This window comes from Phormidesmis priestleyi BC1401 (genome assembly GCF_001650195.1).
GTDB classification, from domain to species: Bacteria; Cyanobacteriota; Cyanobacteriia; order Leptolyngbyales; family Leptolyngbyaceae; genus Phormidesmis_A; species Phormidesmis_A priestleyi_B.
On sequence record NZ_LXYR01000083.1, the window covers coordinates 1 to 14,447 of the forward strand.

Annotated in this window: 16 protein-coding genes; 9 read left to right on the forward strand and 7 right to left on the reverse strand. The window is 50.1% G+C overall.

Annotated features, from left to right (window positions below; genetic code table 11):
* Positions 1-58 precede the first annotated feature (58 nt).
* Positions 59-991 (reverse strand): class I SAM-dependent methyltransferase, encoded by a 933-nt coding sequence (locus A8707_RS23825; protein WP_068819671.1) that lies wholly within the window; start codon positions 989-991, stop codon positions 59-61.
* A gap of 305 nt (positions 992-1,296) precedes the next feature.
* Here A8707_RS23825 and mutL point away from each other — a divergent pair, with 305 nt between their 5' ends.
* The 4 genes from mutL (at position 1,297) to A8707_RS23845 (ending at position 4,514) form a co-directional block, all read left to right on the forward strand.
* Positions 1,297-2,976, forward strand: coding sequence for a DNA mismatch repair endonuclease MutL (mutL, locus tag A8707_RS23830; RefSeq protein ID WP_068819672.1), 1,680 nt, complete (start codon positions 1,297-1,299; stop codon positions 2,974-2,976).
* A 138-nt stretch (positions 2,977-3,114) separates the two neighbouring features.
* Complete coding sequence (locus A8707_RS23835) at positions 3,115-3,693, forward strand: SH3 domain-containing protein (protein WP_068819673.1); 579 nt, start codon at positions 3,115-3,117, stop codon at positions 3,691-3,693.
* Between the two features lie 167 nt (positions 3,694-3,860).
* Positions 3,861-4,187, forward strand: coding sequence for an ATP-dependent Clp protease adapter ClpS (clpS, locus tag A8707_RS23840; RefSeq protein WP_068819674.1), 327 nt, complete (start codon positions 3,861-3,863; stop codon positions 4,185-4,187).
* 36 nt (positions 4,188-4,223) lie between these two features.
* On the forward strand, positions 4,224-4,514 hold the full coding sequence (locus tag A8707_RS23845; protein ID WP_068819675.1) for a DUF2103 domain-containing protein: 291 nt from the start codon (positions 4,224-4,226) through the stop codon (positions 4,512-4,514).
* Between the two features lie 24 nt (positions 4,515-4,538).
* Here the strand turns inward: A8707_RS23845 and A8707_RS23850 are convergent, their stop codons facing one another.
* Positions 4,539-4,856 carry a hypothetical protein gene (locus A8707_RS23850; protein WP_068819676.1) on the reverse strand — a complete coding sequence of 106 codons (318 nt, stop codon included), beginning with the start codon at positions 4,854-4,856 and terminating at the stop codon, positions 4,539-4,541.
* Positions 4,857-4,990: 134 nt separating this feature from the next.
* Between A8707_RS23850 and A8707_RS23855 the strand changes: the two genes are divergently transcribed.
* Entirely contained in the window at positions 4,991-5,908 is a 918-nt protein-coding gene (locus tag A8707_RS23855; protein ID WP_068819677.1) for a histone deacetylase family protein, read from the forward strand.
* A gap of 57 nt (positions 5,909-5,965) precedes the next feature.
* Positions 5,966-6,586 carry a TenA family protein gene (locus A8707_RS23860; RefSeq protein ID WP_068819678.1) on the forward strand — a complete coding sequence of 207 codons (621 nt, stop codon included), beginning with the start codon at positions 5,966-5,968 and terminating at the stop codon, positions 6,584-6,586.
* 51 nt (positions 6,587-6,637) lie between these two features.
* Here A8707_RS23860 and A8707_RS23865 read toward each other — a convergent pair whose 3' ends face one another.
* The 3 genes from A8707_RS23865 to A8707_RS23875 form a co-directional block, all read right to left on the reverse strand.
* Positions 6,638-7,927, reverse strand: a complete 1,290-nt coding sequence (locus tag A8707_RS23865; RefSeq protein WP_068819679.1) for a DMT family transporter — start codon at positions 7,925-7,927, stop codon at positions 6,638-6,640.
* A 91-nt stretch (positions 7,928-8,018) separates the two neighbouring features.
* On the reverse strand, positions 8,019-9,284 hold the full coding sequence (locus tag A8707_RS23870) for an inorganic phosphate transporter (protein WP_068819680.1): 1,266 nt from the start codon (positions 9,282-9,284) through the stop codon (positions 8,019-8,021).
* Between the two features lie 296 nt (positions 9,285-9,580).
* Positions 9,581-9,778, reverse strand: coding sequence for a hypothetical protein (locus tag A8707_RS23875; RefSeq protein ID WP_068819681.1), 198 nt, complete (start codon positions 9,776-9,778; stop codon positions 9,581-9,583).
* 136 nt (positions 9,779-9,914) lie between these two features.
* Between A8707_RS23875 and A8707_RS23880 the strand changes: the two genes are divergently transcribed.
* The 3 genes from A8707_RS23880 (at position 9,915) to A8707_RS23890 (ending at position 13,216) form a co-directional block, all read left to right on the forward strand.
* A complete protein-coding gene (locus A8707_RS23880; RefSeq protein WP_156518844.1) occupies positions 9,915-10,226 on the forward strand; it encodes a hypothetical protein in 312 nt (103 codons plus the stop codon).
* 125 nt (positions 10,227-10,351) lie between these two features.
* Positions 10,352-11,008 (forward strand): toll/interleukin-1 receptor domain-containing protein, encoded by a 657-nt coding sequence (locus tag A8707_RS23885; protein WP_068819683.1) that lies wholly within the window; start codon positions 10,352-10,354, stop codon positions 11,006-11,008.
* Positions 11,009-11,125: 117 nt separating this feature from the next.
* A complete protein-coding gene (locus tag A8707_RS23890; protein ID WP_068819684.1) occupies positions 11,126-13,216 on the forward strand; it encodes a WD40 repeat domain-containing protein in 2,091 nt (696 codons plus the stop codon).
* Between the two features lie 106 nt (positions 13,217-13,322).
* Here the strand turns inward: A8707_RS23890 and A8707_RS23895 are convergent, their stop codons facing one another.
* A complete protein-coding gene (locus tag A8707_RS23895; protein WP_068819685.1) occupies positions 13,323-13,700 on the reverse strand; it encodes a hypothetical protein in 378 nt (125 codons plus the stop codon).
* Positions 13,701-13,992: 292 nt separating this feature from the next.
* A complete protein-coding gene (locus A8707_RS30395; protein ID WP_269452762.1) occupies positions 13,993-14,124 on the reverse strand; it encodes a hypothetical protein in 132 nt (43 codons plus the stop codon).
* Positions 14,125-14,447: the final 323 nt, after the last annotated feature.

Genomic DNA, 14,447 nt, shown 5'->3' on the forward strand with positions numbered 1-14,447 from the left:
TATGGATCAAAGTACCACGAAGGAAATCCTGCATACCCTTCATCGGGCTGTTGGAAGCCTACCCTGTAATCTTTGATTCAGGGTAGGAGTATGTCACAACTCCAGCACTGTAGGCATTAAAGCTATAGGCAAAAGTTGATTTTTGAGCATCTGGTGGCTTGAGTCTGCGATTAACTTCGCTTGCAAATGGCACTTGAAAACGACCCAGTTCTTCAGGCAAAAGGACGTAATGTGGATTTGGTTCAACCACAAATTTTGAGCATTTTTTCGCGATTTCCGCCCGATCGAGCAGCGACTCTACTTCATCTAAAGTTTGCTGATTTAAGTAGATCGAATTTGCCCCCAATGGAAAGACTTTTCGAGAAAGATTTCGCAAAATGTGACCTGGACAATTGCGATTATGGAACGAGTTATTCAACACAAAAGCTCCGCCAGGTTTGAGGACACGAGCCGCTTCTAGCAGCAGCTTTTCGACTTTTTCTGTTTGAATGTGCATCAACACCGCGTTAGAAATAATTAAATCTACTGAATTATCATTGAGTGGCAAAGTCTCTGCGGAGTCGCAGATTAAAGTAAACTCTGCGGATGGATAGAAATCATAGGTCTGTTTGAAATAAATCAATCGCCTCAATAGAGGTTCTGAAATATCAATTCCATAGTATTGCCTGCAAGAGAGAGTCTTTTCTTTTGAAAGATTGATCGAAGCTCTACCATAGCCGCAGCCAATTTCAAGAATTGTTTCAAAATGACGATCGTGAGGAAATCGATTCCAAAGACCGCCAATTTTTCCGGTGATTTGCTGATAGTCAATCGTTCTTAAAGCAGCCTCACCGAGTTCTTCAGCTTTGTGAGTTTGATAATAGGTTGACCCAATTTTGTCCCACAACTGCTTTTGTCCAACAGCACTCAAAGCCTCATAGTCGTTTGGAAAAAAAATCCCATCATGATGTTGAAAATCTTCTTGAAGTTGGGGGCTGATCGAGATAGACATTGTAGGTAGCTCCGAAGGTTAAATCATCAGTGACCATGAACCTCTAACAAGCATTTGATGACGGCGGAGGTTAGATTTAACTAAACTTCCTAAAAGTCTACTGACCTTGTTCAGGGTTTTAGGACGATCGTCAAAAAATGACCCTCTCAGTGTTAACTCTAATGTAATTCTGTGTCAAATATTTATTGGTTAAGATGACCGATATGAGGTCTAAATAGGCAGACTCAAATTCCTCTTTAGGAGGGGTCGATCGCAGTTCAACAATCTCAGCTACGTTGATTCAATCCCTTCGATACACTAGAAAGATGGGGTCTACGATTCAACCATTACCGATCGACGTGGTGCACTTAATTGCGGCAGGAGAAGTCATTGACTCTCTAGCCGCCGTCGTGCGCGAACTGGTGGAGAACTCGATCGACGCGGGGGCGACTCGCATCACGGTGTCTCTCTGGGCTGACCAGTGGCGGATACGTGTAGCTGACAACGGCGCAGGAATGGATTTAGAGGCTTTAAAGCAAGCCGCCCTACCTCATACAACGAGCAAGATTCACGATCGTCAAGACCTCTGGAATATTCGCAGTCTTGGTTTTCGGGGCGAGGCGCTTCACAGCCTGTCGCAGCTATCGCAGTTCGAGATTCTCAGCCGCCCTGCCACCGCAACTCAAGGTTGGCGAGTCTCTTATCGTGCGGACGGAACCGCTACTCAGGTCGAAACGGCGGCGATCGCGCCTGGGACGATCGTTACCGTCGATCAGCTTTTTGGCAACTGGTCAGCCCGTCGGCAAGGTTTGCCCGCGATCGCTCAACAGATTCGGGCAGTGCAGGCGATGATTCAGCAGATTGCGCTGAGCCACCCTCACGTTACCTGGCAGGTGCAGCAGAACGATCGAGAGTGGTTCAACCTGTGGGCTGGCGAAACTGCTCGAAAAATCTTGCCTCAGATTCTACGAGGGGTGCAGATTGGAGATTTGCAAGAAACCACGATCGAGGTGCCTATACCAGAATCGGGAGAGACCTCATCGCTCTATGTGCTGGCAGGTTTGCCCGATCGCTGTCATCGTCATCGCCCCGATTGGGTGCGAGTGGCAATCAACGGTCGATTTGTAGAGGTGCCGGAGCTAGAACAGACAATTTTGGGGGCATTTCGGAAGACCCTGCCGCGCGATCGTCATCCCGTCTGCTTGCTGCATCTTCAGGTGCCGCCTGCTCAGATTGACTGGAACCGCCACCCCGCAAAAGCCGAGATTTATTTACATCATCTCAGTCATTGGCAAACCCACATTGTTGGAGCCATCGATCGAGTCTTGCGCCTCAAGCCTGAGTCACTCTCTGAAAGTCTCTATTCTGAGCGAGTCGGCAAGCTGCTTAAAACGGCTGAATCTGAAGGCGGCTATCACGTCGATCGAGAAATCCAGCTCTCATCGGATGCGGCTCCCCTGTCATCGGTGCGGGCGATCGCGCAAGTTCACAATCGCTACATTCTGGCAGAGCATCCAGCAGGGCTGTGGCTGGTTGAGCAACATATCGCTCATGAACGAGTGCTCTACGAACAGGTGTGCGATCGCTGGCAGCTAATTCCGTTAGAACCTGCGATTATTCTTAATCGCTTATCAACGGCTCAACTCGAACAACTCCAGCGATTAGGGCTAGACGTAGAACCGTTTGGTGAGCAAATCTGGGCAATTCGGACTGCCCCCGCGCTTCTTGCTCAACGAGATGACTGTGCTGAAGCCTTGACAGAACTCAGTTTAGGAGGAGACCTGCAATCTGCCCAAGTTGCCACCGCTTGCCGCAGCGCTATTCGCAATGGAACTCCGCTAAGTCTGACTGAAATGCAAACGCTGCTCGATCAGTGGCAGCAAACTCGCCACCCGCGCACCTGTCCGCATGGGAGACCGATCCATCTCTCTTTAGAAGAGACGACGCTGGCACGGTTCTTTCGTCGCCATTGGGTGATTGGCAAGAGCCACGGCATCGAACTATGAATGATTCGCAAAGGTGTAATCACGTCTGCACAAAATTTCAACTAACACATCTTTAGGATTTGCGTATTTGCGTGGCATAATTTCATGCAGAAACAAAACGCGAAAATTCTTTTTTGATGTGAGTGAGGAGTTTAATCAATGATTAGCATTCAGATGAACCAATGGAACCCCGCGATCGCCGGACTCGCCCTAATTGCCATAACCGGAGCGACCACCCCAGCGTTTGCTCAAACTCCAGCCGCCGTCCCGTCTCTGGTGGGTCAATGCCGCGAGGCAAAAGTGTCTACCCCACTTTTTACTCAGCGATCGTCCACGAGTGGCACAGTGTCTCTGCTGGCGACGGCTCAAAAAGTGACGCTAGCAGAAAACGCAGTCACCAACGGATTCATTCTGGTCAGTACGCCGAATAAGGGCTATGTGCAAGCGGTTAACCTCAGAGCCTGCACTGGCGTACAGCCACCGACTCCTGGCGATAAAGGGCTGTGCCGTCGCGTGACTCAACCTCTAGGCTTGGCGATTCGTCAAGCACCTAACACCACGTCGGCGATCGTCGGCGGCGCAGAATTAAACAGCCAAGTTTTCGTCACCACAAATCCTGCAACGGCTCAGACCGCTGCTGATGGTCGCATCTGGGTACAAATTGCTAAGCCTACGGCTGGTTGGGTTTCTAATGGATTTATGAACGCTCCGGGCAGCAACCTGGTCTACTGCAAGTAAATCAAACTTCTAGACTGACTTTAGGCAAGCTCAAGCCCTCAATAAAACCTGGGTCAGTCAGAGTGATCCAGGTTTCTTTTCGTCTGTTAGCATTCATCCCCTTTATTTACTGCGAGGATGATCTAAAATTTAGTGAACAATTTTGTAAAGCCTTTGGAAATTGCCTGATGAATAGAACCCTTTTAACACCGTTTAAGGCAGTGGTTGTCGCGTCAGTTGCCGCCCCCGAAAAGACGAGTCAGACGGTTCGTAAGACTAGCCCTAACTATAAAGTGATTGTGTTGAACGATGACTTCAACACCTTTGAGCATGTGTCAGAGTGTTTGCTCAAATATATTCCCAATATGACGGGCGATCGTGCCTGGAAACTCACCAATCAAGTGCATTTTGATGGACAGGCGACGGTGTGGGTCGGTCAATTAGAGCAGGCAGAGCTTTATCACATGCAGCTTGGCATGGAAGGGTTAACGCTGGCACCCCTAGAGACGGCATGAGCGCTAAAATTCAGAGGAGATTAGGCTAAGTACACTATGGGAAATTCTAGCGGCAGGGTAGTGCTCAATCATTCCACTCACATTCCTGGCTTGATTTCCCGATTAGAGAAGTTGACCAAACACGATGGCATCACGACCATTACTCCGGGTGTGATTGCGTCTGTCCGGTCTCATTCACCCCACTTTAAGCTAAAGGTGTCAGTGCCGATTCGCGGCGGGTTTAAGCTGATTGCTCGTCAGGGCAAGACTGTGCAAGAAGTTTTTATCTTAACAACGCTTGCTCAAGAGTTATTAGAAGCCGCGATCGCTCAGGTGTTGAAGAAATGAAGAGCGATCGCGACTTTTATCGCATTATTCAGTCTGTTTCGATCGCATCGAAATCCGGTGAAGCGGCAAACTAACGGCACAAGAAAACGTCAGTAGGTAGGAAAAGACAGCCGTAAATTTCAGGCTCAAAGTAGCAATCTCCCACTCAGGCGAAATCCAACTTTGGGCAGCTAGTGAAAGGCAGTGAACTAGCCAGTAAGAAAAGCTCATGGAGAACAACACATGGTTTGTGTTGTCGGAATCATCACTCTCGTCTTTGCTGTTAAATAAAATGTAAAGACCTGCAACGCTTGCAAAGTAGGAAAGAAGTTGCAAATACTCGTGCAAAACCAGATGGGTCATGGGTATCTTGTCAAAACTTACACTACCGATCAGTCTAAAGGATGAGAGATTTTCTTCTGAGAAATTCTTACAAACAGCAATATTTGATGATATTTAGTTACAAAACTAAAGACACTTTTGAGACGAATAACTGAATGGATTTACCGCTAATCTATCACCCTGGCTATGTTGCGCCGTTGCCACCCGACCATCGGTTCCCAATGGTAAAGTTCAAGAAACTTTACGAGATGCTGTTGGCGGATGGAGTAGCCGTGGCATCCCAGTTCTTTTCTCCAGAGCGCGCCCCTCAAAAGTGGATTGAATTAGTTCATACGTCTGACTATGTGCAGGCATATTGTGATGGCGTACTAGATGCTAAGGCTCAACGACGCATTGGGCTGCCCTGGAGCTTTGAATTGGTGAATCGCACCTGCATAGCCGTTGGCGGCACGATTCTTACGGCTGAGTTGGCATTGCAGCACGGGTTGGCGTGTAACACGGCAGGCGGCACTCATCATGCGTTTCCGAGCTATGGGTCGGGGTTTTGCATCTTTAACGATTTGGCGATCGCGGCTCGTCATTTGCAGCAAACCACACGAGTCAAAAAAATTCTGATTGTCGATTTAGATGTGCATCAGGGCGATGGTACTGCCTTCATCTTTCGCGACGATGCCAGTGTGTTTACGTTTTCCATGCACTGCGAGGTAAATTTTCCCGGCAGCAAGCAGCAGAGCGACTTAGATGTGCCGCTTCCACAAGGAATGGAAGACGATGACTATCTGCAAACGCTGGCGAGTTATTTGCCCGATTTGCTCTCTCAAGTCAAGCCTGATCTGGTGTTTTATGATGCTGGGGTTGATCCCCATATGTGCGATCGGTTGGGCAAACTGTCTCTCACTGACACAGGCTTGTTTCGTCGTGAAATGCAGGTGTTGACCACGTGTGTCTCGTTAGGATATCCCGTGGCGTGTGTGATTGGCGGCGGCTACGCAGACGATATGAATGCGCTGGTATATCGACATTCGCTGCTGCATCGGGCGGCGAGTGATATCTATCGTCACTATCGACTTTAGGGTTTGTGGACTGTATCGCGCGATAATTTTGTCGTTCTGGTAATCAAACAAAACTCTATGACGATCTCGATCGACCTCTGGCAAGCTAATCAAGATCTCGCGATCGCTTCCCTTCAGGGTGCTTTTGTTCAAGGAATTGCCGACGGCACTTTGCCCAAAGCGAAGTTTGCTTACTACGTCGGACAGGATGCCTTTTTTCTCGAAGCCTTTGCCCGTGCCTACAGTCTTGCTGCTGCAAAGGCTCCCGACTGGTCAGGATTTGAAGCGTTTCAGGGTCTGGTGAACGGTGTGCTTGAAGAATTGCAGCTTCATCAAAGCTATGCAGCCAAGTGGGGCGTTGACCTCAAGCAGGTTGAACCCGGAACTGCAACCCGCCGCTATACAGACTTTTTGACTGCAACTGCCTGGAGCCAAGAAATCGGATTAACGGCGATCGCTATGTCTCCTTGTATGCGCCTCTATGCTTTTTTGGGTCAAGAACTTGCCCGTGGCGGTATTCCCGATCATCCCTATTCTGACTGGATTCGGACGTATAGCAGTGCCGATTTTGAACCGTTGGTGCAGACTTTGGAAGAGTTGGTCGATCGCTATGCCACCCTCACCCCTGCTGCTGAATCGACCTACCGCTATGCCATGCTTTGCGAGCGCGATTTTTTTGAGGCGGCGTGGAACGTTTGAGCGATCATTAGGGCGAGATAACCTTCTCTAGTGACAGCTATTGAGTAGGTTTTATCTTGCTGGTTTGACAAAGCGCATCCGTTCAAAGCTGAGGGCAGTCACCCCGATCGTCACCAACAAAATCCCAAAAACCTGCACTTGCTGCAATTGACTGTGAATAATAATCGCCGCTAGCACTGCTGTGATGACTGGACCGCTAGAGGCAACGATCGACGATCGAGCCGCACCCAACTGCCGTACCCCAAAGTTGTTGGTCAAATAACCGACGAGGGTTAACGCACCCAAGATTACGCCACCCACAAAGAACCCCAGCCGCTTTTCGGGTAGGACAGCGACTCCTAGCTGCAACGGTAATGCCAGACTCAGACTCGACAAAAACAGAATCGTAACAAACTGCACCACACTTACCGGAATGGGGTGAAGTTTGCGAAAGCCAAGCTGCATGAAAATCAGATAAAACGCAAAGGCAATTCCGGCAAAACTCGCGGCAACCACCCCGCCCGAAGACACCGCGCTAGATTTGGCTAAGTTGGGCAGCGCCGCCATGATTACGCCCACTAAAATCGTCACCATCACCGCTAGCCGCAGCCGAGTCGGACGATCGCCAAACAGCCACCACGCCAACGGCACCGTCACGAGCGGATACATAAACAAAATCGTGACTGCAGGTCCCGGACCGATTTGCCCGATCGCAATATAGATTAGCACCTGCGACAAAAATAGAAAGCCACCGCTGCCAATGACGCTGAACAACGCTCGACGATCGCGATCGAGCACCAGTTTTTTGATGTCTTTCCAAACGGGGGGATAGAGGATTCCAGCGATCGCCACCATCAAGGGCACCACAATCAGCATTCTCGTCCACAAAATCAGCAGCGAGTTGCCGAGATTAGGCTGAATAAATCCGCCAAAGGGAAACAGCCCAAACAAACTGATCGGGCTGCCGATAATCATTTTAACTACGACGTTATGAACAGACAGCGCCAGAGTAGACAGCAGCACTAAGCACAGCCCTATCTGAAGCTGAGAGAGAGGACGAGGATTGACTTCTAGCGGCAAAGGAGCGGCAGGAAATTCTAACGGAATGGGCTGGGCTGCGGGTGAGGCTGAGTCGGTCTGTAGGGTGTGACGACGAGCTTGCAGATTTGCAATGTCTTGGGTGATCTGCATCTTCTCGGTTTGCAGCCGAGTCACCTCGTGAGACAACTCCTCTGAAGTTTCTCGCTGCAGACTCGTTAAATCTTGCGCACCCCAATCGAGGTTTTCTGGGTTGGCACCGTCATTCTCTGAGTGGTTCGCTCCATCAGAGCCTTGCGAAGTCGATCGTTTGTCCTCACCCATTTGAATCTCAATCCTCTAACCTGTAGGTCGCAGAAAGGCATTTAGTATCCATAAAAACTTTATTTGCCTGGTTGCTATTGTTCCCCATAAATCACAAGATCTGCACGGAATATCTTGTGATTAGAAATTGAGCGATCGTGAAGACTGTAGCACTCAGCCCCGCTGCGATCGGAATGGTAATAAACCAGGTTAACCCAATCGATCGCAATGTCTTAAATTGAATGGATTTGACTCCCTGAATCAGTCCGACTCCGACTACGCCCCCGACGAGCGCGTGAGAAGTTGAGACGGGTAACCCCCATCGAGACGCGACCAAAATTGTAGCTGCTGTCGCCAGTTCTGCACAAAATCCGCCGCTGGGTTGAAGGGTGATGATTCCTTCTCCGATCGTGGCAATCACGTTCTTTCCCAAAACCGCCAATCCTGCAACGATTCCCATTCCACCCAAAACCAAAACCCACAGGGGGACTTGAAAGTCTTGCAGAGGAACCGTTTTGGTTTGAAGAATGGAGACGATCGCTGCCAAAGGTGCGACCGCATTTCCGACATCATTAGACCCGTGGGCAAACGCCACAAAGCAAGCGCTGATGACCTGAAACCGAGCGATTATAGGTTCGGGATTTTGGCTGGCTTCTGTTTTTTCCAGGTGTCGCCAACTCAAAAAAGTCAGCGCGATCGTGCCACTTCCCCCGATCAGCAGGGGCAGATCATAAGCGAGGATTTCTAGCCCGAAGCGATCGCAGAGCAACTCCTGAAGCGGTTGGCTCACCGTCGGCAAAACAATTATCCCAAAAGTCCCGATGAGCGCCGAACTGAGCCAGGGAATCCATTCTTGAAGTTGCGCGATCGGATCAGGCTGATCGAGAATCCAGCGTTTGATTTGGCTGTAGAACAGAGCCGCGATCGTGCCACTGATCAGAGGGGTCACAATCCAGGTGAGGGAGATGAGTCCGATCGCTGACCAGTCTACTGCACTAGGACTGAGCGCGACACAGGCAAATCCGGCGATCGCCCCAACCGTTGCATGAGATGACGACACCGGAAAGCCAAAAACCGTCGCAATGTTGAGCCACACTCCAGCCGCAACCAAGACAGACATCATGCCGATTAACAACGTCTGAGGAGCTTGGGCAAACAGCGCCGGATTCACGATGCCCGTTGCCAACTTTGCAGAGACTTCTCGCCCAAATACTACGGCTCCAGTAAACTCTAGAATCCCTGCGATAACCAGCGCCTGTTTGAGGGTGACTGCCTTAGAGCCAACGGAAGTGCCCATTGAATTGGCAACGTCATTTGCGCCCAGATTCCACGCTAGATACAACGCTAGAGCGGACGTGATCGCGAGAGTGAATCCCATAGTTTCGAGTGTATTTATGCAATATAAATACTACTGGCTTTCGTAATGATTATTGAGATATTGCAGCATTCGAGTCAGCCCGATCGCCTCAACCTTAGGATTGTTCACCTCCCCAATTTGGCGTTGCTGAATCGATCTCTGAAGCACAGATTTCACCCTCACCCTAGCCCTCTCCCTAATGGAGAGGGGACAGGAGTTCTGGCTCCCTTCTCCCTAGGGAGAAGGGTTGGCGAGGGCTTACCCCACTTCGTGAGGAGGGCATTTCATACCTGCATTCAGTAACGCCCCCCAATTTTTCACAGGTTTCTCGGCAAGCGACACCCACTCTGGGGTGCTTTGTCATCTGCATTATATAGAGAGTCAGAAACCGCTTGGACGTGGACACGATCGCCCGATTTAACGACCAGTGCAGGCTTGAGCGTTGCAGAGAAACCATTGAGATGTAACGTATTGCACGTAGCAAATAAATAATGTCCAGTCATTTGAGAAATCATCGTAGAATTTTCAGTAATCAACGATCGCTGAGAGGTATTTAGCCTCGAACCTGGTTAAGTGGTTAGCTTCAATCTTGTCAGCCTGACCGACTACTAGAGTGTTCACGCATACTTTTTGAAAAACGGGTGCCGACTTATGCCTACATATGCCATGTTGACGATCGCTAAAGATACCTGGCTCACGCTCAGCAAATCACCCAGTACAGAGTTGCCGGATGATCAAAAACATCACGTTTCAGCAGGTGAGATGTTTATTCTATCGAGCTATGAGCGTGACGCAGGCTTTTTTGTCGTTACACTGTCTGGACTTACACCTGTTGACGGGCATTCTACTTGGTTTGTTACCGCTTCAGATGTCCGGATTGAAGAAGAAGAAGACTCCGTATTAGATGCGCAGTCCGTAGGAAGTGACACGACAATCGAACCGAAACCGAAACCGAAACCTTAAAAGACAACTTACTCGGAACTAGAGCGTGAAGCGTGGATTAGTCACGCTGAAACTCGCAGTGACCAGTCTTCACATGACCGAAGTTAATCCGTCCATTTCACATCGGTTCCTTCATTACAGGTTGCATGGCTGCCCTCAATCCTTCTACTACCGACTTAAACCCAAACAACCTAAACCCAGAGATTTTTGTTTCTTACTGCCGCCGAGACAAAGAATTAGTGCGATCGCTTTGTGACGCTCTGCAACATCATCAACGATCGCCCTGGGTCGATTGGCAAGATATTCCGCCCAGTGCAGACTGGCGACGGGAAATTCGGACGGGTATTCTCACCGCTCACACGTTTCTGTTTGTGATCAGTCCCGATTCGATCGTGTCAAAGGAGTGTCTGGTCGAGCTTGACTATGCCATTCAACACCACAAACGGCTGCTGCCCGTCGTCTGTCGAGAGGTGAAGGCGGAACAAGTCCATCCTGCTTTAGCGTCCTTGAACTGGATCTTTTTTCGAGAAAAAGATGACTTCGATCGCTCCCTAACCACCCTTCTACAAGCCCTAGACACCGATCTAGAGTACGTCCAGGCGCATACTCGCTTACTTTTGCGAGCAGCAGACTGGGAAAACAATGGACGTGATCAAAGTCTGCTCCTTCACGGCAGGAGTTTGGAAGCTGTAGAGCAATGGCTGGTGAAAAGCGGCGATCGAGAGCCTCGCCCTTCTCAACTGCAACGAGAATTTGTAGCCGCCAGCCGCCTATCTGAGACCTCCCGTCAGAGGATGATATAGCCATCGCCACTTTGCTTAGGACATTTTTGGTAGTGTGCTTCGCGTGCTGCCAAAAATGTCCCTGTCCTAACCTATGTGGCGGTAGCTATATTAGCGAGTGTCACCTTAGCGCTCATCGTGACTTCCGTTCTAGGACTCATTACCTTCCAGCAATACCGCCGTGCAGAGGCAAGTCGCAAAGAGGCTGTCACTGAGGAAATTAAAGCGCTGAGTGCTTCCTCAAACGCTTTGTTTACCTTAAAACAAGAGTTCCAAGCGCTAATTCAGGGGCTACATGCCGGAAGACAACTGCAAGCAGCCACCTGGCTCGATCCAGAGACGCGGCTCCAAGTCACGTCAACTCTGGGCAAAGCAGTGTACTTCGTTCGAGAACACAACCGTCTAGAAGGGCACACGGGCTGGATTCGCCAAGCCAGTTTTAGCCCCGATGGGCAGACGATCGCAACGGCAAGCGGAGATCGCACAGTCAAACTCTGGAAACGCGATGGAAGCTTGCTGCATACCCTGAAAGGACATAGGGATGGCGTTTATGCGGTTGCATTTAGTCCCGATGGGCAAACGATCGCCTCTGCCAGCTTAGATGGAACGATCAAGCTGTGGAGACGCGATGGAACCTTTCTCATCACCTTAGCTAAACATCAAAACAAACCCAGGACGCTGAGTTTTAGTCCTGATAGTACGCTGATCGCCTCTGGTGGTGACGACGAAACGGTCAAACTGTGGAAACGGGACGGCAGCTTGATAAAGACACTGAAAGGACATCGGGATGCAGTCTTTGACGTTACCTTTAGTCGAGATGGAACGATCGCCTCTGCCAGCCTGGATGGAACCATTAAACTCTGGAAGCAGGACGGGACACTCCTGAAGACGATCCAGGGACAGGGACGTGCCGTAAGTGGAGTCAGCTTTAGCCCCGATGGTCAAACCCTTGCCTCGGCAGATTTGGATCACAATGTCAGACTCTGGAAGCGTGACGGCACGTTACTCAAGACCCTGAAGGGACATCAGGATGCCGTTTATGGAGTCAGTTTTAGTCCTGATGGTCGGATGATTGCCTCGGCGGGTGCAGACAAAGTTGTCAAACTTTGGAGTCCCGATGGCACACTACTGGCAACCCTGGTCGGACACACCAGTCAGGCAAATGGCGTGAGTTTTAGTCCTGATGGACAAACGATCGCCTCTGCCGGACAAGACCAAACCGTTAAACTCTGGCAACGGGCAAACAGCCTGATGACGATTTTTGTCGGGCATAGTGCGGAAGCCAACAGCGTTAGTTTTAGCCCCACTGGCAAACTGGTTGCTTCTGCCAGCAATGACAACACTATTAAACTGTGGAAACCCGATGGCACTTTAGTCAGAACCCTGAAAGGACACGATGGTGCGGTGTACTGGGTGACGTTTAGCCCCGATGGTCAAGCCCTTGCTTCTGCGGGTTACGACAAAACTGTCAAGTTATGGAAACCGGATGGAACGCTGCTAAAAACCTTGGAAGGGCATCGCAATCTGGTCAACCAGGTCAGCTTTAGCCCGGATGGTCAGACTCTAGCCTCTGGTAGCAAAGATAGAACCGTCAAATTGTGGAAGCGGGATGGCACGTTGATCAAAACGCTGAAGGGACATCAGGGTGTGCTGTACGGCGTGACGTTTAGCCCCGATGGTCAGATGATCGCTTCTGCAAGTGCCGATAAAACCGTCAAATTGTGGAAGCGGGATGGCACGTTGATCAAAACGCTCCAAGGACACGGCAGCGCAGTGAGAAGCGTGAGTTTTAGCCCCGATGGGCAAATGATTGCCTCTGCCAGCGAAGACAAAACGGTGAAGCTCTGGAAACGCGACGGTACACTCATCAACACGCTCACAGGACACAGTGATCTCGTCAATGGTGTGAGTTTTAGTCATGATGGGCAAATGATCGCCTCTGCCAGTGACGATCGCACCGTCAGATTATGGAAGCGAGACGGAACCCCGATCGCCATTCTAACGGGCTATGAGCAAGGCGTTTTTGGCTTGAGTTTTAGTCCAGATGACAAAACCCTTGCCACTTCTAGCGACGATCGTCGAGTCATTCTCTGGAATTTGACAGGTCTGAATCTCAATTCTCTACTTCAAGAAAGTTGCAGTTGGCTACGTGACTATCTTGAGACGAATCCTAACGCCGATCGGGACGATCGACAGTTCTGCAATTCGCTTCCTCAATCCAAAGATTAAATAAGGGCGCACGGCTGTCCCTACTTGCTCACAAAAAACTCCGGCTTTTGCACAAAGCCAGAGTCTAAACGAGGGTGTCAACGATGCGGCGAAGGGATTAGTTCTGCTAGATGGAGTGCTCTTGCAGCTTTGTTTTCAGGCGAGATGCCGTTCCCTTACGAACCGCTTCACTCGTGGGTGTCCCACCCGCTAAACGGTACTGATCACTATCCCTGCCGTACTTGAAAGCAACCCCCAGCAGGGCTTTCTGGCTCAACTGAGTGAGCTGCTTCTCCAAGTTCTGGATGTCAATTTGCGTCGAATCAACCATTGCCAAGGCATCGTTGTAGATGTTGACCCGATCGCGCAGTTGATCGATGGTGTCTTGAATGACGATCACATTACAGCCTTCGCCCAAGTCTAGATTGGGGTTGATTGCTTTTAATCCAGCTAATCGATGTTCTGACTTTTCGGCGACATGAGCCGTTTTCTTTTGACGTGACATAAGATGCGTTCCTGAACAACAAATCACTTCCCGATCCTGATGCTGAAGGCTGTGAGCAAGCGGGTAGCTTGTCGGTTGGCTTTTGTCAGCATCGGGTTTTGGTTTGGATAGGTCTAGCTTGGCTTATTCAAGGCTATATCTCAGTCAGCAAAGTCCGCAAAAAATGATGATGTTTTCATCAAGAAGTCGGATGCAGGGTCGTAGGTTTGCGCAGACTGCGACTGATGCGCGTCCGATCGCGGGTGTTCCATAAGTGATCACAAGGGTTTGGCGACCAATCATCTGCATCATGTTATCGATCGCGGGTGTTTGGTTGCCAAGGGCGGGCGATTGGCTCCCAATCGCGAGCGGTTGGGTGTCGATCGCGGGCGGTTGGGTGTCGATCGGGCGGGGTTGGCTTGCGATCGGGGGTCAATCGTTTCAAGAGAGTGTTTGAAACGTATCGTTCATTGCCTTCACCCGCCCGTGATTAAAAATCACGGTCTAACGGTGCGAAGTCCACTGAAGGGACTGGAAGAGGAGTTGAGATATTCAGTCCGTTTCAACTGAGATCTTGCACCTAAACTAAAACTCTCTCGTTTCTGGCATTCACCCGCCCGTGATTGAAAATCACGGTCTAACGGTGCGAAGTCCACTCAAGGGACTGAGAGAGGGTTTGAGGTTCAGTCCGTTTCAACGGACTTCGCAAGGCTAGCCCGGAATTCCATTCACGGGCGGGACAGAACCGCAGCGAATAGACGGGTGCAA

What these genes read in the sequence shown, in the direction of transcription:
- A8707_RS23855 (WP_068819677.1), top strand. Translation starts at nt 4,991, where the DNA reads ATGGATTTACCGCTAATCTATCACCCTGGCTATGTTGCGCCGTTGCCA.
- A8707_RS23880 (WP_156518844.1), top strand. Translation starts at nt 9,915, where the DNA reads ATGCCTACATATGCCATGTTGACGATCGCTAAAGATACCTGGCTCACG.
- A8707_RS23835 (WP_068819673.1), top strand. Translation starts at nt 3,115, where the DNA reads ATGATTAGCATTCAGATGAACCAATGGAACCCCGCGATCGCCGGACTC.
- A8707_RS23865 (WP_068819679.1), bottom strand. Translation starts at nt 7,927, where the DNA reads ATGGGTGAGGACAAACGATCGACTTCGCAAGGCTCTGATGGAGCGAAC.
- A8707_RS23870 (WP_068819680.1), bottom strand. Translation starts at nt 9,284, where the DNA reads ATGGGATTCACTCTCGCGATCACGTCCGCTCTAGCGTTGTATCTAGCG.
- A8707_RS23850 (WP_068819676.1), bottom strand. Translation starts at nt 4,856, where the DNA reads ATGACCCATCTGGTTTTGCACGAGTATTTGCAACTTCTTTCCTACTTT.
- A8707_RS23825 (WP_068819671.1), bottom strand. Translation starts at nt 991, where the DNA reads ATGTCTATCTCGATCAGCCCCCAACTTCAAGAAGATTTTCAACATCAT.
- mutL (WP_068819672.1), top strand. Translation starts at nt 1,297, where the DNA reads ATGGGGTCTACGATTCAACCATTACCGATCGACGTGGTGCACTTAATT.
- A8707_RS23895 (WP_068819685.1), bottom strand. Translation starts at nt 13,700, where the DNA reads ATGTCACGTCAAAAGAAAACGGCTCATGTCGCCGAAAAGTCAGAACAT.
- A8707_RS23860 (WP_068819678.1), top strand. Translation starts at nt 5,966, where the DNA reads ATGACGATCTCGATCGACCTCTGGCAAGCTAATCAAGATCTCGCGATC.
- A8707_RS23845 (WP_068819675.1), top strand. Translation starts at nt 4,224, where the DNA reads ATGGGAAATTCTAGCGGCAGGGTAGTGCTCAATCATTCCACTCACATT.
- A8707_RS23875 (WP_068819681.1), bottom strand. Translation starts at nt 9,778, where the DNA reads ATGATTTCTCAAATGACTGGACATTATTTATTTGCTACGTGCAATACG.
- clpS (WP_068819674.1), top strand. Translation starts at nt 3,861, where the DNA reads ATGAATAGAACCCTTTTAACACCGTTTAAGGCAGTGGTTGTCGCGTCA.
- A8707_RS23885 (WP_068819683.1), top strand. Translation starts at nt 10,352, where the DNA reads ATGGCTGCCCTCAATCCTTCTACTACCGACTTAAACCCAAACAACCTA.